The sequence below is a fragment of the Variovorax sp. GW821-FHT09D04 genome (assembly GCF_059416405.1).
Window position 1 is genome coordinate 168,451 of record NZ_JBWKPA010000007.1, and the last position, 26,076, is coordinate 194,526.

Here is a 26,076-nt window from a genome sequence, read left to right on the forward strand (position 1 = left end):
GCTCGCTCTGCTGGCTCGCCTCCTCAAGCAACCCACAGAGTTATGCACAGAAAGAACGAACAACTGTCATCAAGTTGACTTGGCCGCGACGTAGCCCTTGAACTGCTCACGCAGCTTGGTCTTCAGCAGCTTGCCGGTGGCTGTATGCGGCAGGCTGTCGACGAAAGCCACGTCGTCGGGCAGCCACCACTTGGCCACGCGCTGCGAAAGAAAAGTGAGCAGTTCCTCGCCCGTGACCTCTGCGCCTGCACGCTTCACGACGATCAGCAGGGGCCGCTCCTGCCACTTCGGATGCGCGATGCCGATCACCGCCGCCTCGGCCACGGCGGGGTGCGCGCTGGCGGCGTTCTCCAGGTCGATCGACGAGATCCACTCGCCGCCCGACTTGATGACGTCCTTGGCGCGGTCGACCAGCTGCACATAACCGTCGGCATCGATGTTGGCCACGTCGCCGGTCGGAAAGAAGCCCTCGGCATCGAGCACGTCGCCACCTTCGCTGCGGAAGTAACCGCTCGCAATCCACGGACCGCGCACATGCAGGTGGCCGAAGGCCACGCCGTCGTGCGGCAGGCGCTGGCCGTTCTCGTCGACGATCTTGAGCTCCACGCCCCACACGCCGCGGCCCTGGCGCATCTTGACCGTCGTCTGCTCCTCTTTCGGGAGCGCGAGGTGCTTGGGCAGCAGGTTGCCGATCACGCCGATCGGGCTGGTCTCGGTCATGCCCCAGCCTTGCACGAAGTCGGCGCCGAAGTCGCGCTCGAAGCGCTCGATCATGGCGCGCGGCGTGGCGGCGCCGCCCACGCCGATGCGCTTGAGGCCGATGGCGCGGGTGTCGATCTCGGGGTGGGCGTCGAAGTACTGGAACAGCATCAGCCACACGGTGGGCACCGCCTGCGAGAAGCTCACCTTCTCGTCACGCATCAGTTCGTACAGGCTCTGGCCGTCCAGGTGCGGGCCGGGCATGACGAGCTTGGCGCCCACCATCGGCGCCGAGTACGGCATGCCCCAGGCATTGGCGTGGAACATGGGCACGGCCAGCAGCAGCGTCATCTGCGAGCACACACCGAAGGTGTCGGGCGCGCATTCCATCAGCGAATGCAGCACGGTGGAGCGGTGCGAATACAGCACGCCCTTGGGGTTGCCCGTGGTGCCCGAGGTGTAGCACAGCGACGACGCCGTGCGCTCGTCGAACTCGGGCCAGGTGTAGTCCTCGCTCTGCGCGCCGATGAGCTCGTCGTAGCACAGCAGGTTCGGCACGTCGATGGCCGGCATGTGGGCGCGGTCGGTCATGGCGACGAAGGCGCGCACGCTCTTGAGCTTGGGGGCGAGCTTCTCGACCAGCGGCGCGAAGCTGGTGTCGAAGAACAGCACCTTGTCTTCGGCGTGGTTGACGATGTAGTCGATCTGCTCCGGAAAGAGCCGCGGGTTCACCGTGTGCAGCACCGCGCCCGAACCCGACACGCCGTAGTACAGCGCCAGGTGCCGGTAGGTGTTCCACGCCAGCGTGCCCACGCGGTCGCCGGGCGCCACGCCCAGCGCCTTCATCGCGTTGGCCACCTGCTTGGAGCGCCGCTGCACCTCTCGGTAGTTGGTGCGGTGCACCGGGCCTTCGACGGTGCGCCCGACGATCTCGACGTGGGGGTGGAAGGTGGCCGCGTGGTCGATCAGCGACGAGATCAGCAGCGGGCGGTCCTGCATCAGTCCGAACATGGTGTGTGTCTCCTGTGGTTCTTTTGAGCGTGCGTCTGCGAAGGCTACTTCACGGCAATCGAATCGCCCATGGGCTCGAACTCCTTGCCGTTGAACTGCACCAGCTGCAGCGTGTTGAACGGAAAGTAGTCGGTGGCCGAGGTGTTCAGCGCAATGCCGGGCAGCAGCATGCCGGTGCGCATGTTCTTCAGCGTGGTGGCCTGCTTGAGCACGTTCTCGCGCGTGAGGTTGTCGCCCGAGGCCTTGAGCACGGTCTCCATGGCCTGCGCCACGCCGTAGCCGTACACGCCGGCGGCGTTGTTCACGTCTTCGTTGGGCGCGTACTTCTTCATGAAGGCCAGGAACTCCTGCGTGGCCGGGTCGTTGGCCCAGCGCGGCTGCGCGGCGTCCTTGAAGAAGGCCATGGCCATGATGCCCTTCGACTTTTCGAGGCCCGCGGGCTCCAGCGTCATCTTCACGTAGGCCGACACGTAGGTGAGGTACTGCTGCTTGGGCTTCCAGCCGATGTCCCACGCTTTGCGGATGGCCTGCGCGGCAAAGCGCGCCGTGGCGAAGTTGACGAACACGTCGGCGCCCGACGACTGCAGCTTGATGATCTGCGAATCGACCGTCGGGTCGGCCACTTCGAACGAGGCCTCGGCCACCACCATCGAGGCCTTGTCGCCCAGGCCCTTCTTCAGGCCCTTGAGCAAGTCCTTGCCGAAGTCGTCGTTCTGGTAGAGCACGGCGATCTTCGCGTTGGGCATCGTCTTCAGGATGTTCTTCGCGTACAGGCTGCCCTCACCCTCGTAGCTGGGCATGTAGGGCGTGGTCCAGGGGTAGGCCTTGGGGTCGTTGAAGCGGTCGGCGCCCACGCCCAGGAACAGGTGCGGCACCTTCTTGGCGTTCATGTAGCGCTGGATCGCGGCATTCGATGCCGAGCCCAGGTTGCCGTACACGGCGAGCACTTCGTCCTGCTCGACCAGCTTGCGCACCACCTCGGTGGTGCGCGGCGGCGTGTACTGGTCGTCATAGCTGATGAGCCTGACCTTGCGGCCGTTGATGCCGCCCTTGTCGTTCACCATCTTGAAGTAGGCCTCGTTGACCTTGCCGACGATGCCGTACGACGACACCGGGCCGCTGTAGGGCATGGCCATGCCGAGCTTGATCTCGGTGTCGGAGGCGCCGGTGTCGTACTTCTTCTGCGCGAGGGCCGCGCCGGCGGTGAACAGGAGGGCCGCGCCGCCCAGGGCGGCGGCCAGTCGAACGATGGAGGTCATGGAAGCTTCAATGAAAACGAAAAGGGGAAATGAAAAGCGGGCCGGCGGTGCGGCCCGTGCGGCATCGATCAATCGCCCAGCACCTTGCCGAAGGGCTCGTAGCGCGTGCCATTGAAGCGCACCAGCTGCATGCGCTCGATCGGATAGAAGTCCGTCGGCGAGGTCTTCACCTCGATGCCCGGGTAGAGCATGGGCGGGCTGTACTGCAGGTTGGCCGCCACCTTCATGATGTTGGCGCGCGTGAGGTCGTCGCCCGCCTTGCGCAGCACCTGCTCCAGCGTCTGCGCCGACGAGTAGCCCAGCACGTTGAGCGAATCGCTCAGGTCGCCCGAGGGGTAGTACTTGCTGAACCATGTCTTGTAGTCCTCGTACTCCTTGGCGCCCTTCCACATGTCGTCGGCCGGGTCGCGCAGGTAAGTGGCCGAGATCACGCCCACCGCGTTCTCGGGGCCCGCCGGCTTGATCACCGCCGACACCGACACCGACACGCTCGACAGGTACTGCGTGGGCTTCCAGCCGATGTCGGCCGCCTTGCGGATCGCCTGCGCTGCGAACTTGGGCGTGGTGATGCTGAAGAAGGTGTCGGCGCCCGAGGCCTTCAGGTTGACCATCTGGCTGTCGATGGTCGGGTCGGTCACCTCGTAGGTCGACTGCGCCACGATCATCGTCTTGGCCTTGTCGCCCAGCGCTTCGAGAAAGCCCTTCAGAAAGTCCTTGCCGAAGTCGTCGTTCTGCATGAGCACGGCGATCTTCGCGTTGGGCTTGGTGGAGAGGATGTGCTGCGCGTAGATCTTGCCTTCGGTCTGGTACGTGGGCTGCCAGCCCATGGTCCAGGGGAAGGCCTTCGGGTCGCCGAAGCGCGTGGCGCCCGTGGCCACGAACAGCTGCGGCACCTTCTTGGCGTTCATGTAGCGCTGGATGGCCAGGTTGTGCGCCGTGCCCAGCGGCCCGAAGAGCACCAGCACCTCGTCCTGCTCGACCAGCTTGCGCGCCTGCTCCACCGTCTTCGAGGGGTTGTAGGCGTCGTCCAGCGAGATGAACGTGACCTTGCGGCCGTTGATGCCGCCCTCGGCATTGAGCTTGGCGAAGTAGCCCGCCGCCGCCTTGCCGATGGTGCCGTAGGCCGACACCGGGCCCGAGTACGGGACGATGTGGCCGATCTTGATCTCGGTGTCGCTCGCGCCCGGGTCGTAGCGCTTCTGGGCCTGCGCCGTGAAGGCGACAGTCAAACCGAGCGTGGCGGCCAGGCCGGCGCCCAGCAGGCGGCGGCGCGTGCCGGGGCGGGCGGAAATGAGGGAACGTGTCATGGTGTTGTCTCCGTCGTTCTCGTGAAAAAGAAGCTGCGGCCGCGGGCCTCTTGTCGGCCTCGCATCGGTCTCTTGCGGACCTCGTGCGGCGTTCGGGCTGGATGGTAGGCAGCGCCTCCTGCGCGTCACATCGTCGGAACGGACGATTGAGAGCGGCTGAGGGTTGCCCCTAGCATGGACCTCGACACGGAGACACACCCACCGCCGCGCAACGCGGCGGGCACCGAAGGCAAGCACCGCATGGACCTCACGCTCAATCCCCGCTACGAAGCCTTTCGCGACGAGCTGCGCGCGTTCCTCGCCACGCACGGCCACCGCTCGGCCTTCGCGCGCACCGCCGAACGCCCCGACGCCGACGCCCTTGCGTGGCAGCGCCTGCTGCTGGACCACGGCTACGCGGGCCGCACCGTGCCGCGCGACTACGGCGGCCACGGCGCGGCGCCCGACGTCATGGAGTCGCACCTCATCACCGAGGAGTTCGCGCGCGCCGGCGTGGCGCCGCCGCTGGGCAACCAGGGCATCTCGATGCTGGTGCCCACCCTGCTCGAGCTGGGCAGCGAGGCGCAGCGGCGCGAATGGATCGGCCCCACGCTGCGCGGCGAGGTGGTCTGGTGCCAGGGCTACTCCGAGCCCGGCGCGGGCTCCGACCTCGCCTCGCTGCAAACGCGCGCCACCGAAGACGGCGGCGACTTCGTCATCAACGGCCAGAAGATCTGGACCTCGACCGCGCACGTGGCCGACATGATCTTCTGCCTCGTGCGCACCGAGCCCGGCGCCGCGAAGCATGCGGGCATCAGCTACCTGCTGTTCTCCATGAAGACGCCCGGCATCGAGGTGCGCCCGCTGAAGACCATGACGGGCCACGCCGAGTTCAACGAGGTCTTCTTCACCGACGTGCGCGTGCCGCAGCACCAGATCGTGGGCCAGCGCGGCGACGGCTGGAAGGTGGCCAACGCCACGCTCAAGCATGAGCGCGGCTCGCTGGGCAACCCCAACCTCACGACCCAGCGCTACCAGGAGCTCGCCACGCTGATGCAGGCCGAGACCGTCGACGGCTCGCGCCTCATCGACCAGCCCGTGCTGCGCGACCGCCTGATGCGGCTGCAGGGCCAGGTGCTGGCACAGAAGTGCCACGGCCTGCGGCTGCTCACGGCCGCGGCCACCGGCGAAGACCCGGGCCTGGCCGCGCTGGTCGTGAAGCTGCAGGGCTGCGAGCTGCGCCACCAGCTGGCCGCGCTCGCCATCGACGCGCTGGGCGAGCTGGGCCTCCTGATGCCCGGCAGCGCGCACCTGCGCGCGCAGGCGCTCTGGCAGGAGCGCTACATGTTCGACCTGGGTCTGATCATCGGCGGCGGCACCGCGCAGATCCAGAAAAACATCATCGCGGAACGCGGGCTCGACATGCCGCGCGAACCGCGCCTCGCCTGATCGGTTGAAAGAAAGCACCTCATGGAATTCGCCCTCTCCGCCGACCAGAAGCTGCTGCAGGACAGCCTGCGCCGCGCGCTCGAACGCGCCTGCCCGCTCGACCGTGTGCGCCGCGTCGCGGCCGACGACCTGCCGCTGGACCGCGAGGTCTGGCGCACGCTGTGCGAGGTCGGCGTGCCGGCTTTGCTCGTGCCCGAGGCCTTCGGCGGGCTCGGCCTGTCGCTGCTCGACGCCGCGCTGGCCGCCGAAGAACTGGGCCGCCATGTCGCGCCCACGCCCTTCCTCGGCACCGCCGTGCTCGCACCGCTCGCGCTGCGCGAGGCCGGCAGCGCGGCGCAACAGGATGAATGGCTGCCGCGCCTGGCGGCCGGCGAATGCATCGCCGGCGTGGCCATCGCCGAGGCCGTGGCCGGCGCGCGCGATGGCGCCGGCGTGACGGCCAATGCCAACGGTACGCTCGACGGCAGCGCGCTCTTCGTGCTCGACGCGGGCGCGGCCGATGTGTTCATCGTGGCCGACCGCGCGGGCGGCCTGCACCTCGTGCGCGCCGATGCGCAGGGCCTCACGCGCGGTGCGCTGCGCAGCATCGACGCGACGCGCCCGCTCGGTGAGTTGCACTTCGCCCAGGTGAAGGCCGAGCGGCTTCCCAACGCCAGCCCGGCCACGCTCGCGCGCCTGCGCAGCGCAGGCTGGGCCCTGCTCGCCGCCGACACGCTCGGCGCGGGCGAAGCCATGATCGGCCAGGCCGTGGCCTACGCCAAGGAGCGCCGCCAGTTCGGCCGCGTGATCGGCTCCTTCCAGGCCGTGAAGCACCTGTGCGCCGAGATGGCCGCCGCGCTGGAGCCCGGCCGCGCCCTCGTCTGGTACGCGGCCCACGCCTTCGATGCATTGCCCGAAGAAGCCGCGCTGCTCGCCGCGCACGCCAAGTCGCACCTGAGCGAAACCGGCACCTTCGTCGCCCGCACCGCCACCGAGGTGCACGGCGGCATGGGCATCACCGACCTGCTGGGCCTGCACTACTGGTTCAAGCGCATCGGCTTCAACCGCCAGTTGCTCGGCGGGCCCGAGCGCGTGCGCCACCTCGCCGCCGAGATGCAGGGCCTCGTCGCCGCATGACCTCCCATCCCATGACCACACCATCCACCGCCCCCCGCATGCTCGAAGGCCTGCGCATCGTCGACCTCACCACGGTGATCTTCGGCCCCTACTGCACGCAGATCCTCGCGGACCTCGGCGCCGAGGTGGTCAAGGTCGAGCCGCCCGAGGGCGACAGCATCCGCATCATCGGCACGCCGCCCGTCACGCCGCTGATGAGCCCCGTGCACCTGCGGCTGAACCGCGGCAAGCGCTCCGTCGTCTGGGACCTGAAGAGCGAGGACGGCCGCGCCGCGATGCGCCGCCTCATCGAGACCAGCGACATATTCATCCACAACGTGCGCAGCGACGCCATCGCGCGCGCGGGCCTCTCGTACGACGACGTGCTGGCCATCCGCCCCGACATCGTCTACGTGCACTGCACCGGCTTCGACCAGCGCGGGCCGTACGCCGCGCTGCAGGCCTACGACGACATCATCCAGGCCGCATCGGGCATCGCCTCGCTGCCGCCCAAGGTCGACGGCAACCCGCAGCCGCGCTACGTGCCGATGACCATGGCCGACAAGGTCTCGGGCCTGCACGCCGCGTACGCCGTGCTCGCCGCCGTGGTGCACCGGCTGCGCACCGGCGAGGGCCAGCAGGTGGAGGTGCCGATGTTCGAGTCGCTCGCCAGCTTCAACCTCGTGGAGCACCTGTGCGACAAGACCTTCGTGCCGCCCACCGGCCCCGCGCTGTACCCGCGCCAGATCGACCCCATGCGCCAGCCCATGCGCACGCGCGACGGCTACATCGCCATTGCGCCCTACCTGGACGACCGCTGGCTGCGCTTCTTCGAGGCCGCCGGCCACCCCGAGGTGCTCGAAGCGCCCGAACTGGCCGACAAGGCGCTGCGCCGCAAGCACATGAGCCGCATGTACGAGGCCGCCGCCGCGATCCTGCCCGAGCGCACCACGGCCGAGTGGCTCGACATATTGAAGAAGGCCAACGTGCCCGCGATGCGCGTGAACGACATCGCCGACCTGCCCGACGACCCGCAGCTGCAGGCCGCCGGCCTTTTCCGACAGCGCACGCATCCGACCGAAGGCGCGTATCTTGAAGTGCGCCCACCGGTGCGCTTCTCGGGCTATGCCTACGCCGACCTGTCGCACGCCGCGACGCCCGGCCAGCACAGCGCCGAAGTGGCGCGCGAGCTGGGCGTGACCCTCATGAACGAACGAAAGAACGCCGCATGACCATGACTGTCTACGACGCCGTCGCAAGCCGCCGCTCGGTGCGCGAATTTCTCGACCGCCCCGTGCCGGCCGACACGATCCGCCGCGTGCTGCAGGCCGCGCTGCGCGCGCCCTCGGGCGGCAACCTGCAACCGTGGCACCTGCATGTGGTGGGCGGCGAGCGCCTGGACGAACTCAAGGCCCTCATGCGCACCCGCGTGCAGGAAACGCCCGGCGGCGAAGGCAGCGAGTACGACATCTACCCGCGCGAGCTGGTGGCGCCCTACCGCGATCGCCGCTTCGCCGTGGGCGAGGCGATGTACGCACGCCTGGGCATTCCGCGCGAGGACAAGGCCGCGCGCCTGAAATGGTTTGCGCGCAACTTCCAGTTCTTCGGCGCACCGCTCGCGCTCTTTTGCACCGTCGACCGCCGCATGGGCCCGCCGCAGTGGTCCGACCTCGGAATGATGTTGCAGAACGTGATGCTGCTGCTGTGCGCCGAGGGTCTGGACAGCTGCCCGCAGGAATGCTGGGCCATCTACCCCCAGACCATCGGCCACTTCATCGACCTGCCGCCCGAACGCATGCTCTTCACCGGCATGGCCATCGGTTATGCCGACCGCGACAAGCCCCTCGACGCCCTGGAGACCGAGCGCGCACCGCTCGCCGACGTGGCCGAGTTCATCGGCATCTAGGAAGGCAATCACCCATGGACGATTGGGAAAGCGCCTGGGCGCCGATGGTGGCGCGCGTGGGCGAAGACTTTGCGAACGGCGAGATCCGCTGGGGCGCCGACGTGATCGAGGCCGGCGCCGTGCGCCGCTATGTCGAGGTGCTGGAGTTCGACTGCCCGCTGCACCACGGGCCCGACGCGGTCGCGCCATCGACCAGCCTCGCGAGCCTCACGCTGCCGCCGATGTGGGCCCCGGGCCAGCCGCCCGTGTTCACCAGCGACGCGCGCAACGCCGAACCCGAGCGCAGCCCGCTCAAGGGCACGCGCCCCGAAGGCATGCCGCCCACCACCGCCTACATGGCGACCGACTACGAGGTCGACTACCTGCAGCCCGCGCGCCTGGGCGACCGCCTGGGCCGGCGCGGCAACCGGCTCGTGCGCTGCGAGCCCAAGGCGACCAAGGTGGGAAAAGGCGCCTTCACGACATGGGAGTACGACATCGTGAACCAGCGCGAAGAGGTCGTGGCCCGCTGCCGCTTCGGCATGTACCACTACCTGCCGCACTAGGTTGCTGATGCAGCAGCCCTTGGCGCTCTGGCGCACTCACGCCGACGGGGTACCTTGCTCCGCGAATGTCCTCCGGCCTCCGGCCTCCCCCTTGATTTCGCTGCGCAAGGCACCCCATCGACGTGAGCGTTGTCAGCGGCGGTCGTTGATCCGCCGCACACCAGCGCTGCGTCCCGTGCACAGGGCACTGGGTGCTTCCCGCAGCGAAATCAAGGAGGAGGCCGCAGGCCGGGGGACATTCGCGGAGGGAAGTACCCGGTGGCCTGGGCACGCGCCCTGAACAACGAAAGCAGAGCAACAAGATGAACTGGCAAGAACAACGCCGCTGGGAAGAAGTCAACGAGGGCGACCCATTGAACCCCGTGCCCTTCCCCCTCACCGTCTACCGCCTCGTGATGGCCGCCGGCGCCAATCGCGACTTCAACGCCATCCACCACAACACCGAACACGCCCAATCGACCGGCGCCCCCGAGATGTACGCCAACGTGATGCTGCTGCAGGGCATGTGGGAGCGTGCCATTCGCGAGTACATCGGCACGGCCGGCGTGCTGCATGCCATCCGCGGCTTTCGCATGAAGTCGTTCAACACAGCGGGCGACACCGTCACCGTGCGCGGCCAGGTCGAGCGCAAGTGGATCGACGACAGCGCCGATGCCGCGCACCGCCATCGCCTCGACTTGCGCCTGTGGAGCGAGAACCGCCACGGCGTGTCGGTCGGCCCCGGCCTGGCCGTCGTGAGCCTGCCGCCCTGACATCGCACCCACACAGAAAAACCAACGGAGACAAGACAGACATGCACAGCAGCAGATTCACCCGCCGCCACGCCCTCGCGCTGACCGCCGCCCTGGCCACCGGCAGCGCCTTCGCGCAGCAGCCAACCTGGCCCGACAAACCCATCCGCATGATCGTGCCCTACGCGGCAGGCGGCGGCACCGACGTGTTCGCGCGCATCGTCGCCGAGGGCCTGGGCAAGCGGCTCGGCCAGAGCGTCATCGTCGACAACCGCCCCGGCGGCAACGGGCAGATCGGCATCACCGCCGTGCAGCGCGCACCGGCCGACGGCTACACCGTGCTGTTCTCGCTCACCTCCATCATCCAGAACCCGCTGCTGTACCCCAACGCCGGCTTCGATCCGTTCAAGGACTTCGTGCCCGTGTCGGAAGCGGGGCGCCTGCCCATCGTCTTCACCGTGAGCAACAAGCTCGGCGTCGACACCCTCGACGGCTTCGTCAAGCTCGCGCGCGCCGCGCCCGGCAAGTACTCGTACGGCTCCTACGGCAACGGATCGAGCGCCCACCTGTACGCCGAAGTGCTGCAGGACGCCGCGGGCATCCAGCTGCTGCACGTGCCCTACAAGGGCGAAGCGCCGGCCATCACCGACCTGCTCGGCGGCACCGTCGATGCCGTGTTCGTCTCGGCCAAGGGCGTGGGCCCGCACGTCGCGGCCGGCAAGGCGAAGTCGATCGCCGTGGTCGGCACCGCACGCGCCCCGCTCGCGGCCGGCGTGCCCACCTTCAAGGAACAGGGCTTCGCCGGCATGGAGTCGGTCGGCTGGTTCGGCATCTACCTGCCCGCCGGCACGCCGCAGCCCATCGCGCAGCGCCTGTCGACCGAGGTGGCGCAGGTGGTGCAAAGCCCCGAGCAGGCGGCTCGCATCGAAGGCCTGGGCGTGATCCCGGTAGGCAGCACGCCCGCGCAGCTCACCGCCACCATGCGCGCGGACCATGCGCGGTGGAAGCAGGTGATCCAGGCCAAGCACATCAAGCTCGATTGAGACCGCACGCCATGACATGTCTTTCCTCCACGCTCGGCATTGCGCTCGCTGCCTTGCTCGCCCTGCCCGCCGCCGCGCAACAGCCACCGGCCGACTACCCCTCGCAACCCGTCACGCTCGTCGTGCCCTTCCCCGCCGGCGGCATCACCGACAACATCGCGCGGCTGGTCGCGCAGGAACTCGGCACTGCCTGGGGCAAGCCCGTCGTCGTCGACAACCGCGTGGGCGCCAGCGGCACCATCGGCGCTGCCGCCGTCGCACGCGCCCCGAAGGACGGCCACACCGCCCTCTTCACCATCACCACCCACGTGCAGATGCCCGCGCTGCAGCGCAAGCTCTCGTACGACGCGGTGAAAGACTTCGCGGCCGTGTCGCAGATCGGCATCTCGACCTCGGCCCTGGTCGTGACGCCCGACGTGCCCGCCAAGACGCTGGCCGAACTCGTCGCGCTGCTCAAGGCCGAGCCCGGAAAGTACTCGTATGGCTCTACCGGCGTGGCGACCACCTCGCACATCTACGGCGAGCTGTTCAAGAAAGAGGCCGGCGTCGACATGCCGCACGTACCCTACAAGGGCGCAGCACCCATGGTGACCGACCTGCTCGGCGGCCACATCCGCGTGGCCGTGCTCGACACCGGCACCGCCCTGCCCTACCTGCAAAGCGGCAAGCTGCGCGCGCTGGCGGCGCTGGGCACGCAGCGCTCGGCCACGCTGCCGCAGGTGCAGACCTTCCAGCAGGCGGGCTATGCGGGCTTCGAGCCCTATGCGTGGATTGCGCTGTTCCTGCCGGCCGGCACGCCGCAGCCGCGCGTGGACAAGATGTCGAAGGCCGTCGCCGCCATCATCGCCAAGCCCGAGGTGCAAAAGAAGATGCGCGACATGAACATCGAGCCCGTGGGCAGCACGGCCGCCGAGTTCGCCGTGGTGCTGCGCCAGGACGCCGACACCTGGAAGCGCGTGATCGACAAGACCGGCATCCGCCTGGAGGACTGACCGATGACGCCTCCTCCACTTTTCCGCGGCGCCCTCGAAGGCGTCAAGGTGCTCGACCTGTCGTCCGTGGTGCTCGGCCCGCTGGCCAGCCAGATGCTGGCCGACATGGGCGCCGACGTCATCAAGGTCGAGGCGCCGCAGGGCGACCTGGCCCGCTCGGTCGGGCCCGCGCGCCACAAGGGCATGTCGTCGCTGTACCTGTCGTGCAACCGGAACAAGCGTAGCCTCGTGCTCGACCTGAAGCAACCCGCCGCGCGCGAGGTGCTCGACACGCTGGTGCGCGGCAGCGACGTGCTCGTGCACTCCGTGCGCACCGACGCAGCGGCGCGCATCGGGATCGACGCGGCGCGGCTGCTGGAACTCAACCCGCGGCTGGTGAGCGCGCACGTCAAGGGCTTCTCGGACGAGGGGCCGTACGCGGGCCTGCCGGCCTTCGACGACATCATCCAGGCCGCCTCGGGCCTGGCGCAGCTGCAATCGATCTATACCGGCGAGCCGCGCTACATGCCCGCGCTCGTGGCCGACAAGACCACGGCGCTGTACGCGGCGTACGCCATCGTCACCGCGCTGTTCCACCGCGAGCGCAGCGGCCAGGGGCAGGCGGTCGACGTGCCGATGTTCGAGACCATGACCGCCTTCAACATGGTGGAGCACCTGTGGGGCCACACCTTCCAGCCGCCCATCGACGACATGGTGTACGGCTCGATCCGATCCGGCGTGCGCAAGCCCTTTCGCACGGCCGACGGCTACATCGCGCTGGTGCCCTACACCGACGCGCAGTGGCTGCGCTTCTTCGAGGTGGTGGGCCGGCCCGAGCTGCGCGAGGACGAACGCTTTGCCACGCTGGCCGCGCGCGTGCGCAACCACACCGTGGTGTTCGGCGAACTCGAACGCGCCACCGGCGCGCGCACCACGGCCGAATGGGTCGCAGCTTTCCGCCAGGCCGACATCCCGGCGATGCCGATCCAGACACTGCAGCAGCTGCCCGACGATCCGCAGCTGAAAGCCAGCGGCCTGTGGCACGACGCCGAGCACCCGACCGAAGGCACGCTGCGCTTTCCCGGCGTGCCGTTCACGCTGTCGGCCACGCCGGGCGGCGTGCAGCGGCTCGCGCCGTCGCTGGGGGAGCACACGGACGAGGTGCTGGGGGAGTTCGGGTTCGAACGCGCGGCGGTCGATGCGCTGGTGACCGCCGGCGTGGTGGCGCGGGCCTGAGGTCTATTCGAGTTTCAGGTTCATGTCCTTGATGAGCCGCGACCACAGCAGGTTCTCGCGCCTTACCGCTGCCATCAACTCCCCCGGCCCTTCACCCGAAGGCTCCAGCCCCAAACCGATCATCCGTTCCTGAAGATCAGGCTGCGCCACGGCCTGGCGCACCGCACCGGCGAGCTTGTCGATGGCCGGTTGCGGCGTGCCGGTGGGCGCGAAGAAGCCCCAGAAGCCGCCGTGCTCGTAGCCCTTGAAGCCCTGCTCCGTGAAGGTGGGGATCTGCGGCGCGAGCGGCATGCGGCGCGTGCCGAACACGCCCAGCAATTTCGCGCGGCCCGACTTCGCGTGCGGCAGCGCCTCGCCCATGGTGACGAAGCCGCCCTGCACCTGGCCGCCAAGGATGTCGATCATCAGCGGCGCGCCGCCCTTGTAGGGCACGTGCGTCATCTGCAGGCCCTCGTCGCGCATGAGCTTCTCGCCGTAGAGGTGGCCCGACGAGCCCTGCCCCGCCGAGCCGAAGCTCAGCTTGCCGGGCTGCGCCTTGGCCATGGCGACGAACTCGCGCATGCTCTTCGCAGGCACGCCCTCGCCCACCGCGAACACGAGCAGGCCGTAGTTCGACAGCGACACAGGCGCGAAGTCCTTGAACACGTCGTAGCCCGGCTTGGCCATCAGCAACGGCGCGAGCACGAAGGAGTTGACGGCGAACAGCAGCGTGTGGCCGTCGGCCGGCGCCTTGGCCACGAAGGACGCGGCAATGGCGCCGTTGGCACCCGGCTTGGGGTCGATCAGCACCGGCTGGCCCAGCGGCTTGGCGATGCGCTCGCCGATGGTGCGCGCGATGCCGTCGACCAGTCCGCCGGCTGCCGACGACACGATCACCTTGATCGGCTGGGTCGGATAGGCGTCGGCCGCCTGCGCCTTCGGCAGCGCACCGAGCGCGGGGGCCAGCAGTCCGCTCGCGCCCCATTGCGCGAATCGACGTCGTTGCAGCATGAAGAGGTCTCCTGTTGGTTTTCTTGACGATGAAAGTCGTTCAGCCTGCCGCGCCCCACACGGCCAGCGCATCGAGCGCCTCGACCGTGCCACCGTCCACCCGCAGCGGGTTGACTTCGAGCGAGACCAGTTCGGGGCCGAGCGCGAGCGCCGCGTTGCCGATGGCGGCCACGGCTTCGGCGATGGCGTCGCGGTCGGCCGCGGGTGCGCCGCGCCAGCCGTCGAGCAGGCGCGCACCGCGCAGCTCGGCCAGCATGTCCTTCACCTCGGTGGGCGTCACGGGCAGCAGGCGCAGGCTGGTGTCGCGCAGCGCCTCGACCCAGATGCCGCCGAGCCCCACGGCCAGCGCCGGGCCCCACTGCGGATCGCGCACGGTGCCGACGAAGAGCTCGAGCCCGCCTTGCCGCATCGGCGCGACGAGGATGCCGTCGATCTCGGCCTCGGGCCGCGCGGCGCGCACGCGCGCATCCATCGCCTGCCAGGCGGCGCGCACCGCGTCGGCGCCCTGCAGGTTGAGGGCCACGCCGCCGACCTCGGTCTTGTGCGCGATCTGCGCCGAGGCGATCTTCAGCACGACCGGGCCGCCAATTTCTTCAGCGAAGCGCGCGGCCTCGTCGGCGCTGCGCGACAGCCGCACGGGCACCACTGGCACGCCGCGCTGCGAGAGCCAGTCGAGCGTCTCGCGCTCCGAACGCAACGGCTGCGAGGGTGGCGTGGCCGGCACAGCAGCAGCGACACCTTGCGCGTCCTGACGCCGGCGCAGCGTTTCGGACCAGCGATGCACCGCACCCGCCGCGCTCATCGCGTGGTGGATGCCGCAGGCGATGTGGCGGATGCCGGTCTCGGCGATGAGCTCGCGCGACCGCTCGCTCACCTGCATCACGTAGTGGCTGCAGACGATGGCCGGCACCGGGCTGGCGGCCAGGCCGCGCGCCACTTGCGCCAACACGGCGCGGTTCAGCGGCGTGTCGTTGGCCGGTGCGTTGGGCACGTCGGCCACGACGATGGCGGCGCCCAGCGCGGGGTCGCGCACCAGCGCTTCGAGGGCGTTGCCGAACAGTTCGGGCTGCAGCATGGCGGCGCCGGTCACGTCCAGCGGGTTCTGCGGCGTGCCGTAGCCCGGCAGCACCTCGCGCAGCGCGGCCTCGGTGGTGGGCGCGAGCGGCGTGAGCGCCAGGCCTTCTTCTTCGGCGCGCTCGGCAAAGATCTCGCACATGCCGCCCGACATCGACACCGCCGCCAGCCCGCCGGCCGCGAAGGGCCCGGTCATGCTGGCGAAGGCGGCGGTGAACACCAGGTCTTCGATGGAACGCACGCGCATCAGGCCCAGGCGCTGGCACATGGCGTCGAACACGCGGTCGTCGCCCACCAGCGAGCCGGTGTGGGCCTGCGCGGCCTGCGCCGTGATCTCGCTGCTGCCCATCTTCAGCACGACGATGGGCTTGGCCACGGCCAGCGCGCGCTCGGCCGCGGCGGCAAAGCGCTGCGGGTCGCGCACGGTCTCGGCGAACACGGCGATGGAACGCGTGTGCTCGTCGTCCACCAGGTAGTCGATGACCTCGGCGATGTCGATGTCCGACTCGTTGCCGGTCGACACCATGCGGCTCAGGCCGATGCCGTGCACCTGCGCCATGAACGACAGCTGCCCCGCGAGCGCGCCGCTTTGCGACACGATGCCCAGCGTGCCCGCCGGCAGCGGCTCGCGCAGCGAGGCGGTCCACACGGCCGAGCGGTCGACGAAGTTGACGAAGCCCAGGCAGTTCGGTCCGAGGATGCGCAGGCCGCGCGATCGCGCCTTGGCCGTGAGCTGGCGCTGGCGCTGGCGGCCTTCCTCGCCGGCTTCGGCAAAGCCCGAGCTCAGCAGCACGGCGTTGCCGATGCCCGCGCGCTGCAGGTCGGCCAGCGCGTCGTCGAGCGCGTCGGCCGGCACCATGAGCAGCGCCGTGTCGACCGGCTCGCCGATGGCCTCGGCCGAGGTGGCCGCCGCCATGCCGTGAAAGCTGCCGCCGCGCCGGTTGACCGGGTAGAGCTGGCCCGCGTAGCCCAGCGTTCGCAGGCTGGCGAGCGCCGCGTTGGACCACACCGAGCGCTCGGTCGCGCCGACGAAGGCGATGGCCTTGGGGTGGAGGAAGCAGTGAAGAGAAGAGGAAAAAGAAGTCATGGCGGGAAGGAAGGTCGGGTTCAGTCGTCGAGCTTGATGCGCAGGTCGCTCACGAAGCGCTTCTCGTCGGCGTAGGTCTTGTGCGCCCAGGCCGTGTAGGCGGGGCTGTCCATGTAGAACCTGACGTAGTCGTTGAGGTCGAGCGTGCGCAGGAACTCGGGGTCGTCCACGGCCTTGCGGAAGGCCTCCTGCAGCGCCTGCACCACCTTCGGGTCCATGCCGCGCGGGCCGGCGATGCCCCACGAGCCGTTGGCCACCACGTCGTAGCCGAGCTCCTTCACGGTCGGCACGTTCAGCCGCGTGGGCGAGCGCGCTTCGTTGAAGGTCGCCAGCAGGCGCACGCGCCCGCCCGCTACGGCGGCGCCGAAGCCGGCCTCGGAGACCGCGTCCACATGGCCGCCCATGAGCGCGTTGTACAGCTCGGCCGCGCCCTTGAAGGGAATGAAGTTGAACTTCACGCCGGCCAGCGCCGCCAGCCGCTCCATCGACACGTGCGAGGTGCCGCCGCGCCCGGTGGTGCCATACGACACCTCGCCCGGCTTGGCCTTGGCCGCCGCCAGCAGCGCGTTCAGGTCTTTCCACGGCGCCTCCTGGCGCACCGTGATGCCCAGCGTGACGGCCGTCACGTTGGCCACGTAGGTGAAGTCGGTGGCCGGGTCGTAGCTCACCTTCTGCAGGTGCGGCAGCCGGTACAGCGAGCTCAGCATGAGCGACAGCGTGTAGCCGTCGGGCGCGGCCTTGCGCGCCATGGTGGTCGGCGCCAGCGTGGCGGCCACGCCGGGCTGGTTGAGGATCACGATCTGCTGCTTCAGCTCGCGCGAAGCCGCCAGGGCCAACGCGCGCGCCTGCACGTCGGTGGCGCCACCCGCGGGGTAGGGCACCAGCAGCGTGATCGGCTGCTTGCCGAACAGGCCCTGGGCGCGCGCCAGGAAGGGCAGCGCGGTGCCCGCGGCGGCGAGCGCGGCGCCGTGGATCAGGCGGCGGCGCGCCGGGTCGGTCGGGAAGGAATGCATGGCTTGTCTCCGGTCGGTCGAACAGTCGAATCGTTCGTTCTTCGGCGATGGTCGCGCGCAGCCCTTGGCCGGTCACCGTCGCTTCGGACGACTTTGGCCGCCACAGCGCTTTCGATCCCGTCGCTTCCGACGATGCCGGCGCGGCGCGTCCCTTCCATACTCGGCGCACAACAACGAACCGACCGACGGAGACCGCAGTCCATGGACCTCACCCAGCCCCTGCACAAGGCCCTGCAGGAACGCCCCGGCGCCACCGCCCTCGTGTGCGGCGAGCGCCGCAGCACCTTCGCCCAGTTCGTCGACCGCGTGGCGCGGCTCGCGGCCGTGCTGCAGTCGCTGGGCCTGCAGAGCGGCGACCGCGTGGGCCTGCTGGCGCTGAACTCCGACCGCTATGTGGAGTACCTCTACGCCACCTGGTGGGCGGGCGGCGTGATCAACCCCGTCAACATCCGCTGGAGCGCGCGCGAGGTCGCGTACTCGCTGGACGACTGCGACACGCGCATCCTGCTGTCCGACGCGCACTTCGGCGCCGTGGCGCAGCAGCAGCGCGAACTCTCGCGTTCGCTGAAGACGCTGGTGCACTTCGGCGACGGCCCCGCGCCCGACGGCATGGCCGACGCCGAGGCGCTCATGGCGCAGGCGCAACCCGTGCCCGACGCGCGGCGCGGCGGCGCCGACCTGGCCGCCGTGATGTACACCGGCGGCACCACCGGCCTGCCCAAGGGCGTGATGCTCACGCACGGCAACCTCTACACCGGCCAGCTCTCGGCCAACATGGCCGCCACGCGCCCCGCCGAGGCCGTGGGCCTGAACATGGCGCCCATGTTCCACGTGGGCGGCACCGGCCTCACGCTGCAGCTGATGATGCGGCTGTGCACGCAGGTCATCATTCCGGCCTTCGACGAAGTGAAGGTGCTCGAGGCGATCCAGAACGAGCGCGCCAGCGAGACCTTCATGGTGCCCACCATGCTCAAGCGGCTCATCGAGCACCCGCGCTTCGGCGAATTCGACACCACGCCGCTGCAGCTGGTGCTGTACGGCGCCGCGCCCATCGACGACGCGTTGCTGCTGCAGGCCATCGACAAGCTGCCGCGCGCGGGCTTCTGCCAGCTCTACGGCATGACCGAGCTGTCGCCCGTGGTCACCGTGCTGCCCACGTGGTGCCACCAGCCCGACCAGCCGGCCGCGCGCCGCCGCTCGGCCGGGCGTCCCGTGCCCATCGCCGAAGTGCGCATCGTCGATGCCGACGGCCAGCCTGTGCCGAACGGCACCGTCGGCGAGATCGCCGCGCACGGGCCGATGGTGATGGCCGGCTACTGGAACAAGCCCGAGCAGACCGCCGAGGTGCTCCGCGATGGCTGGATGCACACCGGCGACGGCGGCGTGATGGACGCCGACGGCTTCGTCTACGTGGTCGACCGGCTCAAGGACATGATCGTGAGCGGCGGCGAGAACATCTACTCGGCCGAGGTCGAGAACGCCATCACCCAGCTGCCGCAGGTCTCGATGTGCGCCGTGGTCGGCGTGCCCGACGACCAGTGGGGCGAGCGCGTGCATGCCGTGGTCGTGCTGCGCGCCGGCGAGGCCCTGAGCGCCGAGGCGCTGGTGGCGCACTGCAAGACGCTGATCGCCGGCTACAAGTGCCCGCGCAGCGTGGAGTTCCGCGAAGAGATTCCGCTGTCGCCGGCGGGGAAGATGCTCAAGTACAAGCTGCGCGAGCCGCACTGGGAAGGGCGCGCGCGCAAGGTGGGGTGACGCGCCGGCGGGTGTGTCTGGGTGTGTACGGGTGTGTTTCACCTGCTTGGGGTATGGTGGCGGGCCGCCACCTGCACCCACTGCGACATGCACCGCCGCCTCCTCGCTCTCGCCCTGCCCTGCTTTCTGCTCCTTGGCCTGTCGCCCGCCTTTGCGAACGGCAGCCTGCAGTGCGACGGCCGGCCGTACGCGGTCGAGATCCAGTTCAGTCTCTCGACCGGCCAGCTGACCGAGCTGATCGTGGCGAACACCGCCTCCGGTGCCGACGAGACCGAGCGCTTCAGCCTGCAGCAGCGCTTTGTCGACCATCGCCGCCAGTTCATGCGCGCGCGCGGCACCGGCCTGGACCGTCCGCAGGTGGCCGTGGCGCTGCGCGTGGCCGGCGCGACGGGCACGCTCAGCTACCGCGGCGCACAGTACGAGCTGCGCTGCAACTGGACCGCACTGGGCTGACCCACCCTGTCGTGCGTTCACGCCTCGCATGCCGCAAGACCGCACCCTTCTCTATGCCGGACGCGGGTTCGAGGTGGCGCATGTGCGCCTGCACGCGCCGCAGGGGCCGGCGTGGAGCGACCTGTACACCGTGGCCTCGCCGCGCGTCGTCTTCCCCATCGGGCGCACGCGGCTCGACGTGCGCTCGGGCGAGCACACCTGGCTGACCGACGCGCTCACCGCCATCCGCTTCGGCGACGCCACCGCCTACCGGCTGCGGCCCGAGACCGCGACCGTGCGGCACAGCCTCGTGGTCAGCGGCCAGGCATCGGTGAGCCCGGCCCACGGTGAAAGCGCGGCGGGCGTCAGCGTCTGCCTGCTGACCCCGCAGACGCTGTACCGCATGCACGCGGCACGGCGCCAGCTGCCGGACACCGACAGCGCACAGGCAGCCGCGCTGGTGACCGCGCTCGTCGCCGAGCTGGGCAGCGCGCCGCACCAGGCGCCCTGGCATGGCGCCGTCGCGCGTGCGCGGCAGTTGCTGCTGTCCGAAGGCAGCGGCCCGGGCGCGCGGCCTGCTCTCTCGCTGGACGAACTGGCCGAGGCCGTGTCGCGCTCGCCCTTTCACCTGGCGCGGCGCTTTCGCCAGCAGACCGGCCTGAGCCTGCACCAGTACCGCCAGCACCTGCGGCTGGCGGCGGCGATGGAGCGGCTGGCCGACGGCGAGCGCGACCTGGCCGGCCTCGCGCACGACCTGGGCTACTGCAGCCAGAGCCACCTGGGCGCCGTGTTCCGGCGCGGCGTCGGCGTCACGCTCGGCGAGGCCCGCCGCGTGCTCGGTCCGGCCGGCGCAGCAGGCGCACGAATCTGATAGCTTTCGCGCCGGCCGGGCCACAGACTGGCCCGATGACGACCTCGCCTCGCACCCTCTGGACCGGCGCGCTCGCCGCGCTGGCCGCCGCCCTCATCGGCAGCGCCTGGCAGCTGCTGTCGCGCCACGGCGTGACCGCCACCGCGCTCGGCCCGATGGACCTCGCCCTGCTGCGCTACGGCATTCCCGCGCTGCTGCTCAGCCCGCTGTGGCTGCGCGGCAGGCTCGTGCCGCCGGGTGCGTCGCGCGGCGCGCTCGTGCTGCTCGTCGTCGGCAGCGGCCTGCCCTTCGGCCTGCTGGTGCTGGCCGGCGCGCAGTGGGCGCCCGCCAGCCACATGGGCATCTTCATGGCCGGCAGCCTGCCGCTGTTCACCGCGCTGGGCGCGTGGGTCTACCGGGGCGAGCGCGTGCACGGCCTGCGCCTGCTCGGGCTGGCCGCCATCGCCGTCGGCATGGCCGTGTTCGCGGCGGGCAGCTTCGGCGAGGGCCTGCGCCAGCAGCACTGGCGCGGCGACCTGCTCTTTCTGCTGGCGGCCTTGCTGTGGACCGTCTACTCCCTGGCCTTCGGCCGCTGCGGCGTGAGCGCGTGGCAGGGCGCGGCCTTTGTCAACGGCGCGTCGACCCTGCTGCTGTTGCCGCTGCTGTGGCTCGCCGGCCCGCCGCGCCTGTTCGCCGCGCCATGGACCGACATCGCGATGCAGGCCGCAGGCCAGGGCGTGGTCGCCGGCCTGCTGGGGCTGGTGGTCTACGGCGTGGCGATCACGCGGCTGGGCGCCGCACGCGCCGCGCTGTCGTCCGCGCTCGTGCCCGTGCTGACCACCCTCGGCGCGGCCTGGTGGATGAACGAGCCCGTCACGCGCCCCGCGCTGCTGGCGCTGTCGTTCGTGGTGCCCGGCGTCGTGCTCGCGAGCGGCGCGCTGCGGTGGCCGGTGCCGGCGCCACGCGACAGCGAGCGCAAGACCCCGGAGGAGAATGCGACGACGCCGTGAGGTGGTGTGACGCCTCGGGGCGCTAACGGCGCAGATCGGCTGCTGCGGCGTTCAGTTGCGCGATGAAGTCAGGAAGGGGAATGCGTGAGCCCAGGCTTCCGTCTTTCGCGGGGAACGCAACGCAGAGCTGGTCTCGCCCTTCCTCGCGATCTAGCAGCAGCAAGAACTGGCCGTCGAAACTCAGTTCCGCGACGAGGTGTTCGTGCGCCGTGTCACTCAGGATGGTGGTTTCCCATTTCTCGTTGTTCATGTCTGCTTTGCGGATGAAAGGTGATGATGCCGTCCACTACGGGTTGAGGCCCGACAGGGCCGGATGATAGGTCGGCAGGCCTGCGAATCCGCCCTCGAACGTCTCGCGTTGGCCATGGCTATACTGCGCCGGTCACGTCATCAACATGGCGTGATCGGGATTGGCGTCCCGATGAAATCACTGCGACGTAAAGCCGCAGCCACCCCGCAGGGTCTGCGGCTTTGTCGTTCGTGCTTCCTTTTTAGGCGGCTCGATGGGCGGGCGCGAGCCCGGCCGGTTTCACGCAAGTGGTTTCCCGGTACGCCAACCCGTCGAGCTGCCGCCCTCAATTGGCGTTGGGTGCGTCGGTTTCAGTAAATCGAAACCCTTGGAGGCCATTCATGGCTGCATCTGCATCTCCCTGCGCGTCCGCGCACGCGTCTTCGCTTTCTGCATCTTCTGAAACCGCCAGTGCCGAATCGCTTGCGCTGCAGGCGTGCGATGACGTCGACAGCCTTCATGCGGTGCAACGTGCCTACGCGTGCATCGAGAAGCTCATCGTTCCGCAGCGCGTGGGGGATACGGAAGAAGTCTTTCCGACGCGTACGGAGTTGGGGGCGTTGGTGCGGTTGGTGAATGAGGAGCTGCTGCGGCGGATCGAGGCCGCTGATGCCACGACTCAGGCACTGCGTGCGGCGCTTGGTGAAGGCGGTGTGCGATAAGCCGCTTCGCCCCCAACATGGAATCTCCAGCGAGATGGCCCAAATCTTTAAGGCGAGGCACACCTGTTCGGCTGGTCAAAATCTAGCACTCAACAATGGAAACGGGCATATCGCATTTCGAGTTGGGAAGGCAGAATCCGGCCAACATTAAGCATTCGAACCAGGGATCAGTCTCAGCCACAATATTCTTGGTGCGAGCAGTGCCTCCGATGCTGACGAATCGACACTCAAAGCAACGCGCGTTTGAAGTACTTGATCCCCTTTTGAAATAGTTCGATCCATCCCATGCCCGTTCGATATCGACTTGCGTTGTGCTGTGTTGCAGCGCTTTCCGCTGGATGCTCCTCCATCCCGGACTATCAGCAACCCGAGGGAGAAAGTGCAGCCAAGTTGCGCGTGGTCGTTCCCAATCCGGAGCAGTTTGCGCTTCGTCTTGCAACGGTCGATCTAACTGCATGCAAGCCCGCCGCCGATATCGGCTGGGTTAGCGGAGGCGCAAGGGTTGATACGGCACGATTGGGCATGCTCGACACTACGATGCCGCGAGATGGCGTCCTTGAGAGGCGAGTTGCACCAGATCGTCCGATGGCGGTCATGCCGTGGATGACCGTTGCGCTGTTCGATGCAGCAACAATCCTCTTCTCGATGAATCCGGCTACGCACGGGGCTATTCAGAAAGCCCAGGCAGGCGTCTGCGCAGTGCCGGTCTTTTCCCCAAAGCCCGGCGAAGAATATGAGTTGTCGATCAAGATGGCAGCGGGCGCTAGCTGCGCCATAACGCTCAGCTTGCTCTCGATCGATGAAGGAAAAGTCTCACGCACCCCTGTGAAGGAGACGGGCTGGGTATCGCTCCCAGCGGGAATGCTTCCAGCAGAGAAAAAACTGATGGAATGCGACAAGAATCAACCGCAAGCCACTGCATCTTCGGCATCACGAGCTGCTTAGTGAACGACTGCTCCGTGGCAATGTGTACTGCCGCTATGGGCCCGAAGCTGCCGGTCGACCTGATCGAAAGCAGACATTCAACGCCGCGTGCCTCTCGAAAGTGTTCGCCCCTGCCTAAGCACCATCACTCCGGAAGGCACACCGAACCCTTTTGAGTACGCACATATTCTTCCGAGAGTTTCCTTAACCTAAACGGTGACGGCTCCCAATATCCGCCTTCTGCTCTACGACGATCCAGTACTCGCTGGCACATCCCCGCTCCAGCTTTGTTGGTGTATCTGTATTCGTATCCGCTCGCAACTGGAAACGTGATGTAGTGATTGCAGTGAACGAAGGTCGCCAATCCAATACTGGAGTTGAGGCTGCTGCTGATGTTGGCCTGAACTCCAATGGAGTGCTCACGATCCGCTTCAAGAAGGATCGTTTGATCATTTTTGAGGGCAACGCCAATCTGCTGAAAATCGGTGCACATCTCGGTATTGCCGTAGTAAACAGCATTCAAGATGACAAAGTCTTGCGAGTTTGCAACTAGCGTGAACTTGCTGGTTTTCTTCCCCTGCGGAGCCTCATACATCCGAGGGGCCGCGCATGCTGACAGGATAAGGGCGATTAGAGCTAGGCAATAGGGCGTGGCCCGCATATGGATGGAAGCGCTCTCAGGCGCGTGTACTGTTGTTGAAGATCGCGAATCGGGTAGGAGAGGCTCTTGCTAGTCGCTCCAGTTGCAAAGGGACAAGGCTTTGCCGTCTTCACAGCCGAAAACTGCGCAACCGTGACGAGTGTCGGATTTTGGCCGAGGGGCCGGACGCGATATTCCGCCTTACATCGAAAGGCACGTCTGGTCGACAGGGGGCGCCCCTTCGGTTGCTAGGCGCCCTACCCATGAAGATTCGATGGCGCGCTCATGCAAGATCAGCGTCATTCCGTAGTTTTTTTGCCCGCTTCCCGCTCGGGCGGTTCGGGCAATACCTTGAACCCCACGTCATCGGAGTTTGCCGGGCGGTAGACGATTGCCGCCTTGTCGAGGATGCTGACACCCGACAGGAGCGAGGCATCACCCGTCTTGGGTACAAAGGCGATGTACCTCTCGTCTTCGACGAGGAGATAACCCCGTATCTGCACGCGCGGCTTGAGGTGGGGGAAGCCACCCTCCACGATGGTCATCTGGTTGTCGTCGCGGGTATACGGTTGCGCGATGTCGTTGAGCATGACCTTTACAGCGCGCTGCAAGCTGGTCGCTGCAGCCGCTTTCAGAGGATCACCGCCGCTAGAGGTCCAACTGTCTGTGCCGACCAGGGGCCTGACTTCACCCGTGGATGCGAAATAGCGCGTTTCCCAGAGATGGCGCTTGTCGGCGCCGCTCAGTTGTACTTTCAGTATGGTGAAGGGCCGCACCTGAATGTCGTCAATGTACGACAGCAAAAGGGCGCTGGATGCATTCAACTGCGTCGGGCTCGGCTCGGTGGTGAGCTTGTCGGCGAGCAGCTTTTTCCCGATGGTCGCTTCGATTTCGTTGCGCGTCTGGTCGGTGAGCTTGATGCGGAGGATTTGTTCGGTGTTGCTGACCCCAGCCGCAGAACTGTTGCTGTTTGCCGCGTGGGCAATGCCCAATCCCAACAAACCAAACATCGCGACGCCGGCATTTCCGCGCTGGTGGCCGCCGACGATCACGTCGCTCTCGGGCACCCTGTAGGCGCCCAGCGGAAGATCGGTCCAACCTGAGAGTTGATCGTTGTTCACTGTGACGGTAACCGGGCCAGCCACCGCGGGAGGCGGCTTTGCTCGGTCGAAGGTGGCGCAAGCGCCAAGCGACAGGCACAGGGCCGCGATAGCGACCTTTTGACCAAGCATTGCAAGCACAGGTGTTCCCCTCCAACGAGTTGTTGTCAATCGATGTAGCGAGCGGCGTAATCCGTCTAAGCCGCTGCAGCGAAGACTGGCTTTGATCGTTCGGTGCTAATGGAGAGCCGAGGCGCCCATAACACTGATTGATTTTCTTGAATTTTCGGACCTAGCCGAATTCTGCCGTATTGGCGAGTGACCGCTCCTGGCCGATAGCGCCACCCCGAATCCTCGCACGGACCACTCAACCCGATAAGCGCAGTTTTTTCAAACGGCGCGGCAAGCATCCATCGGCACCGGGAATTCGGGATTCAACGAAGAAATTCGCAGCTCTTTGAGGCTCCAACACCTGTTGCCCCACAAACGACGGCATCCGCCTACAGTACGCACCCTCCATTTGTGTCCCCAAATTGAGCACAATCCCCCCATGCCAAACATCGCCTCCATCCTCAAAGCCGAAATCTCCCGTGTCGCTCGCAAGGAAGTGCGAGCGGAAATCGAAACCCTCAAGAAAGCCTCCGTCGCGCACCGCGCATCGATTGCCGACTTGCGCCGTCAGGTGAGCGCGCTCGAAAAGGAATTGCGCAAGGTTGCCAAGGGCTCCGCGCGCCAGGCGCCGGCCGCTGCCGGTGCTGCGGGCGATGACGCCGATGCAGGCGGCCCCAAGCGCCGCTTCAGTGCCAACCGGCTGGCCGCGCACCGCGCCAAGCTCGGGCTGTCCGCGGCGATCTATGGGCAGCTGGTCGGCGTGTCGGGCCAGACGATCTATCACTGGGAACAAGGCAAGGCGCGTCCGCGTGCGGCGCAGCTGGAGCGACTGGCCACGGTGCGCGAACTCGGGGCGCGCGAGATTGCAGAGCGGCTGGAAGCACAGTAAGCAAGTCACCCGCCGCACA

Annotated in this window: 25 protein-coding genes; 17 read left to right on the forward strand and 8 right to left on the reverse strand. The window is 68.0% G+C overall.

Going from position 1 to position 26,076, the window contains the following annotated elements:
- Positions 1-69 precede the first annotated feature (69 nt).
- The 3 genes from AC07O4_RS21700 to AC07O4_RS21710 all read right to left on the reverse strand — a co-directional run bounded on the left by AC07O4_RS21700 (position 70) and on the right by AC07O4_RS21710 (position 4,276).
- A complete protein-coding gene (locus AC07O4_RS21700) occupies positions 70-1,710 on the reverse strand; it encodes a 3-(methylthio)propionyl-CoA ligase (RefSeq protein WP_070062790.1) in 1,641 nt (546 codons plus the stop codon).
- Between the two features lie 44 nt (positions 1,711-1,754).
- Positions 1,755-2,969, reverse strand: a complete 1,215-nt coding sequence (locus AC07O4_RS21705) for an ABC transporter substrate-binding protein (protein ID WP_495267054.1) — start codon at positions 2,967-2,969, stop codon at positions 1,755-1,757.
- A 68-nt stretch (positions 2,970-3,037) separates the two neighbouring features.
- On the reverse strand, positions 3,038-4,276 hold the full coding sequence (locus AC07O4_RS21710; protein WP_495305626.1) for an ABC transporter substrate-binding protein: 1,239 nt from the start codon (positions 4,274-4,276) through the stop codon (positions 3,038-3,040).
- A 174-nt stretch (positions 4,277-4,450) separates the two neighbouring features.
- On the opposite strand from AC07O4_RS21710, the gene AC07O4_RS21715 reads away from it, so the two are divergent.
- The 9 genes from AC07O4_RS21715 (at position 4,451) to AC07O4_RS21755 (ending at position 13,231) form a co-directional block, all read left to right on the forward strand.
- Positions 4,451-5,704 (forward strand): acyl-CoA dehydrogenase family protein, encoded by a 1,254-nt coding sequence (locus AC07O4_RS21715; protein WP_495305627.1) that lies wholly within the window; start codon positions 4,451-4,453, stop codon positions 5,702-5,704.
- 21 nt (positions 5,705-5,725) lie between these two features.
- Complete coding sequence (locus AC07O4_RS21720) at positions 5,726-6,820, forward strand: acyl-CoA dehydrogenase family protein (protein ID WP_095746815.1); 1,095 nt, start codon at positions 5,726-5,728, stop codon at positions 6,818-6,820.
- An 11-nt stretch (positions 6,821-6,831) separates the two neighbouring features.
- Positions 6,832-8,031 (forward strand): CaiB/BaiF CoA transferase family protein, encoded by a 1,200-nt coding sequence (locus tag AC07O4_RS21725; RefSeq protein ID WP_495305628.1) that lies wholly within the window; start codon positions 6,832-6,834, stop codon positions 8,029-8,031.
- 2 nt (positions 8,032-8,033) lie between these two features.
- Positions 8,034-8,705, forward strand: a complete 672-nt coding sequence (locus tag AC07O4_RS21730; RefSeq protein ID WP_495305729.1) for a nitroreductase — start codon at positions 8,034-8,036, stop codon at positions 8,703-8,705.
- Positions 8,706-8,719: 14 nt separating this feature from the next.
- On the forward strand, positions 8,720-9,250 hold the full coding sequence (locus tag AC07O4_RS21735) for a hypothetical protein (RefSeq protein WP_495305629.1): 531 nt from the start codon (positions 8,720-8,722) through the stop codon (positions 9,248-9,250).
- A 302-nt stretch (positions 9,251-9,552) separates the two neighbouring features.
- On the forward strand, positions 9,553-10,002 hold the full coding sequence (locus tag AC07O4_RS21740) for a hotdog family protein (protein WP_495305630.1): 450 nt from the start codon (positions 9,553-9,555) through the stop codon (positions 10,000-10,002).
- A gap of 41 nt (positions 10,003-10,043) precedes the next feature.
- A complete protein-coding gene (locus AC07O4_RS21745) occupies positions 10,044-11,024 on the forward strand; it encodes a Bug family tripartite tricarboxylate transporter substrate binding protein (protein WP_495305631.1) in 981 nt (326 codons plus the stop codon).
- A gap of 11 nt (positions 11,025-11,035) precedes the next feature.
- Positions 11,036-12,016 (forward strand): Bug family tripartite tricarboxylate transporter substrate binding protein, encoded by a 981-nt coding sequence (locus AC07O4_RS21750; RefSeq protein WP_495305632.1) that lies wholly within the window; start codon positions 11,036-11,038, stop codon positions 12,014-12,016.
- A 3-nt stretch (positions 12,017-12,019) separates the two neighbouring features.
- The gene (locus AC07O4_RS21755; protein WP_070062798.1) at positions 12,020-13,231 is read left to right on the forward strand and encodes a CaiB/BaiF CoA transferase family protein; all 1,212 of its coding nucleotides are present in this window, start codon (positions 12,020-12,022) and stop codon (positions 13,229-13,231) included.
- A gap of 3 nt (positions 13,232-13,234) precedes the next feature.
- On the opposite strand, the gene AC07O4_RS21760 is transcribed toward AC07O4_RS21755, so the two are convergent.
- The 3 genes from AC07O4_RS21760 to AC07O4_RS21770 are packed head-to-tail and all read right to left on the reverse strand — an operon-like array spanning position 13,235 to position 17,395.
- The gene (locus tag AC07O4_RS21760) at positions 13,235-14,221 is read right to left on the reverse strand and encodes a Bug family tripartite tricarboxylate transporter substrate binding protein (RefSeq protein WP_139704328.1); all 987 of its coding nucleotides are present in this window, start codon (positions 14,219-14,221) and stop codon (positions 13,235-13,237) included.
- Between the two features lie 40 nt (positions 14,222-14,261).
- Positions 14,262-16,382: an acetate--CoA ligase family protein gene (locus AC07O4_RS21765; RefSeq protein WP_495305633.1), complete on the reverse strand. Its 2,121-nt coding sequence runs from the start codon at positions 16,380-16,382 to the stop codon at positions 14,262-14,264.
- A 20-nt stretch (positions 16,383-16,402) separates the two neighbouring features.
- The gene (locus AC07O4_RS21770) at positions 16,403-17,395 is read right to left on the reverse strand and encodes a tripartite tricarboxylate transporter substrate binding protein (protein WP_495305634.1); all 993 of its coding nucleotides are present in this window, start codon (positions 17,393-17,395) and stop codon (positions 16,403-16,405) included.
- Between the two features lie 201 nt (positions 17,396-17,596).
- Between AC07O4_RS21770 and AC07O4_RS21775 the strand changes: the two genes are divergently transcribed.
- The 4 genes from AC07O4_RS21775 (at position 17,597) to AC07O4_RS21790 (ending at position 21,442) form a co-directional block, all read left to right on the forward strand.
- Positions 17,597-19,150 (forward strand): long-chain-fatty-acid--CoA ligase, encoded by a 1,554-nt coding sequence (locus tag AC07O4_RS21775; RefSeq protein WP_495305635.1) that lies wholly within the window; start codon positions 17,597-17,599, stop codon positions 19,148-19,150.
- 87 nt (positions 19,151-19,237) lie between these two features.
- Complete coding sequence (locus AC07O4_RS21780; protein WP_095746821.1) at positions 19,238-19,603, forward strand: hypothetical protein; 366 nt, start codon at positions 19,238-19,240, stop codon at positions 19,601-19,603.
- Positions 19,604-19,631: 28 nt separating this feature from the next.
- Positions 19,632-20,453, forward strand: coding sequence for a helix-turn-helix transcriptional regulator (locus AC07O4_RS21785; protein WP_495305636.1), 822 nt, complete (start codon positions 19,632-19,634; stop codon positions 20,451-20,453).
- A 35-nt stretch (positions 20,454-20,488) separates the two neighbouring features.
- On the forward strand, positions 20,489-21,442 hold the full coding sequence (locus tag AC07O4_RS21790; protein WP_495305637.1) for a DMT family transporter: 954 nt from the start codon (positions 20,489-20,491) through the stop codon (positions 21,440-21,442).
- Positions 21,443-21,464: 22 nt separating this feature from the next.
- On the opposite strand, the gene AC07O4_RS21795 is transcribed toward AC07O4_RS21790, so the two are convergent.
- On the reverse strand, positions 21,465-21,692 hold the full coding sequence (locus AC07O4_RS21795) for a hypothetical protein (RefSeq protein WP_062475204.1): 228 nt from the start codon (positions 21,690-21,692) through the stop codon (positions 21,465-21,467).
- Between the two features lie 380 nt (positions 21,693-22,072).
- On the opposite strand from AC07O4_RS21795, the gene AC07O4_RS21800 reads away from it, so the two are divergent.
- From AC07O4_RS21800 to AC07O4_RS21810, 3 genes are all read left to right on the forward strand, one after another.
- On the forward strand, positions 22,073-22,393 hold the full coding sequence (locus AC07O4_RS21800) for a hypothetical protein (protein ID WP_495305638.1): 321 nt from the start codon (positions 22,073-22,075) through the stop codon (positions 22,391-22,393).
- 285 nt (positions 22,394-22,678) lie between these two features.
- Positions 22,679-23,338: a hypothetical protein gene (locus AC07O4_RS21805; RefSeq protein WP_495305639.1), complete on the forward strand. Its 660-nt coding sequence runs from the start codon at positions 22,679-22,681 to the stop codon at positions 23,336-23,338.
- A gap of 316 nt (positions 23,339-23,654) precedes the next feature.
- Positions 23,655-23,870 carry a hypothetical protein gene (locus AC07O4_RS21810; protein WP_139140538.1) on the forward strand — a complete coding sequence of 72 codons (216 nt, stop codon included), beginning with the start codon at positions 23,655-23,657 and terminating at the stop codon, positions 23,868-23,870.
- A 386-nt stretch (positions 23,871-24,256) separates the two neighbouring features.
- Here the strand turns inward: AC07O4_RS21810 and AC07O4_RS21815 are convergent, their stop codons facing one another.
- Positions 24,257-25,198 carry a hypothetical protein gene (locus AC07O4_RS21815; protein ID WP_495305640.1) on the reverse strand — a complete coding sequence of 314 codons (942 nt, stop codon included), beginning with the start codon at positions 25,196-25,198 and terminating at the stop codon, positions 24,257-24,259.
- A 409-nt stretch (positions 25,199-25,607) separates the two neighbouring features.
- Here AC07O4_RS21815 and AC07O4_RS21820 point away from each other — a divergent pair, with 409 nt between their 5' ends.
- Positions 25,608-26,057, forward strand: a complete 450-nt coding sequence (locus AC07O4_RS21820; protein ID WP_070062806.1) for a helix-turn-helix domain-containing protein — start codon at positions 25,608-25,610, stop codon at positions 26,055-26,057.
- Positions 26,058-26,076: the final 19 nt, after the last annotated feature.

Bases quoted from the DNA above. Each gene is read 5' to 3' on its own strand.
- AC07O4_RS21700 (WP_070062790.1), bottom strand. From the start codon at position 1,710: ATGTTCGGACTGATGCAGGACCGCCCGCTGCTGATCTCGTCGCTGATC.
- AC07O4_RS21705 (WP_495267054.1), bottom strand. From the start codon at position 2,969: ATGACCTCCATCGTTCGACTGGCCGCCGCCCTGGGCGGCGCGGCCCTC.
- AC07O4_RS21710 (WP_495305626.1), bottom strand. From the start codon at position 4,276: ATGACACGTTCCCTCATTTCCGCCCGCCCCGGCACGCGCCGCCGCCTG.
- AC07O4_RS21715 (WP_495305627.1), top strand. From the start codon at position 4,451: ATGGACCTCGACACGGAGACACACCCACCGCCGCGCAACGCGGCGGGC.
- AC07O4_RS21720 (WP_095746815.1), top strand. From the start codon at position 5,726: ATGGAATTCGCCCTCTCCGCCGACCAGAAGCTGCTGCAGGACAGCCTG.
- AC07O4_RS21725 (WP_495305628.1), top strand. From the start codon at position 6,832: ATGACCACACCATCCACCGCCCCCCGCATGCTCGAAGGCCTGCGCATC.
- AC07O4_RS21730 (WP_495305729.1), top strand. From the start codon at position 8,034: ATGACTGTCTACGACGCCGTCGCAAGCCGCCGCTCGGTGCGCGAATTT.
- AC07O4_RS21735 (WP_495305629.1), top strand. From the start codon at position 8,720: ATGGACGATTGGGAAAGCGCCTGGGCGCCGATGGTGGCGCGCGTGGGC.
- AC07O4_RS21740 (WP_495305630.1), top strand. From the start codon at position 9,553: ATGAACTGGCAAGAACAACGCCGCTGGGAAGAAGTCAACGAGGGCGAC.
- AC07O4_RS21745 (WP_495305631.1), top strand. From the start codon at position 10,044: ATGCACAGCAGCAGATTCACCCGCCGCCACGCCCTCGCGCTGACCGCC.
- AC07O4_RS21750 (WP_495305632.1), top strand. From the start codon at position 11,036: ATGACATGTCTTTCCTCCACGCTCGGCATTGCGCTCGCTGCCTTGCTC.
- AC07O4_RS21755 (WP_070062798.1), top strand. From the start codon at position 12,020: ATGACGCCTCCTCCACTTTTCCGCGGCGCCCTCGAAGGCGTCAAGGTG.
- AC07O4_RS21760 (WP_139704328.1), bottom strand. From the start codon at position 14,221: ATGCTGCAACGACGTCGATTCGCGCAATGGGGCGCGAGCGGACTGCTG.
- AC07O4_RS21765 (WP_495305633.1), bottom strand. From the start codon at position 16,382: ATGACTTCTTTTTCCTCTTCTCTTCACTGCTTCCTCCACCCCAAGGCC.
- AC07O4_RS21770 (WP_495305634.1), bottom strand. From the start codon at position 17,395: ATGCATTCCTTCCCGACCGACCCGGCGCGCCGCCGCCTGATCCACGGC.
- AC07O4_RS21775 (WP_495305635.1), top strand. From the start codon at position 17,597: ATGGACCTCACCCAGCCCCTGCACAAGGCCCTGCAGGAACGCCCCGGC.
- AC07O4_RS21780 (WP_095746821.1), top strand. From the start codon at position 19,238: ATGCACCGCCGCCTCCTCGCTCTCGCCCTGCCCTGCTTTCTGCTCCTT.
- AC07O4_RS21785 (WP_495305636.1), top strand. From the start codon at position 19,632: ATGCCGCAAGACCGCACCCTTCTCTATGCCGGACGCGGGTTCGAGGTG.
- AC07O4_RS21790 (WP_495305637.1), top strand. From the start codon at position 20,489: ATGACGACCTCGCCTCGCACCCTCTGGACCGGCGCGCTCGCCGCGCTG.
- AC07O4_RS21795 (WP_062475204.1), bottom strand. From the start codon at position 21,692: ATGAACAACGAGAAATGGGAAACCACCATCCTGAGTGACACGGCGCAC.
- AC07O4_RS21800 (WP_495305638.1), top strand. From the start codon at position 22,073: ATGGCTGCATCTGCATCTCCCTGCGCGTCCGCGCACGCGTCTTCGCTT.
- AC07O4_RS21805 (WP_495305639.1), top strand. From the start codon at position 22,679: ATGCCCGTTCGATATCGACTTGCGTTGTGCTGTGTTGCAGCGCTTTCC.
- AC07O4_RS21820 (WP_070062806.1), top strand. From the start codon at position 25,608: ATGCCAAACATCGCCTCCATCCTCAAAGCCGAAATCTCCCGTGTCGCT.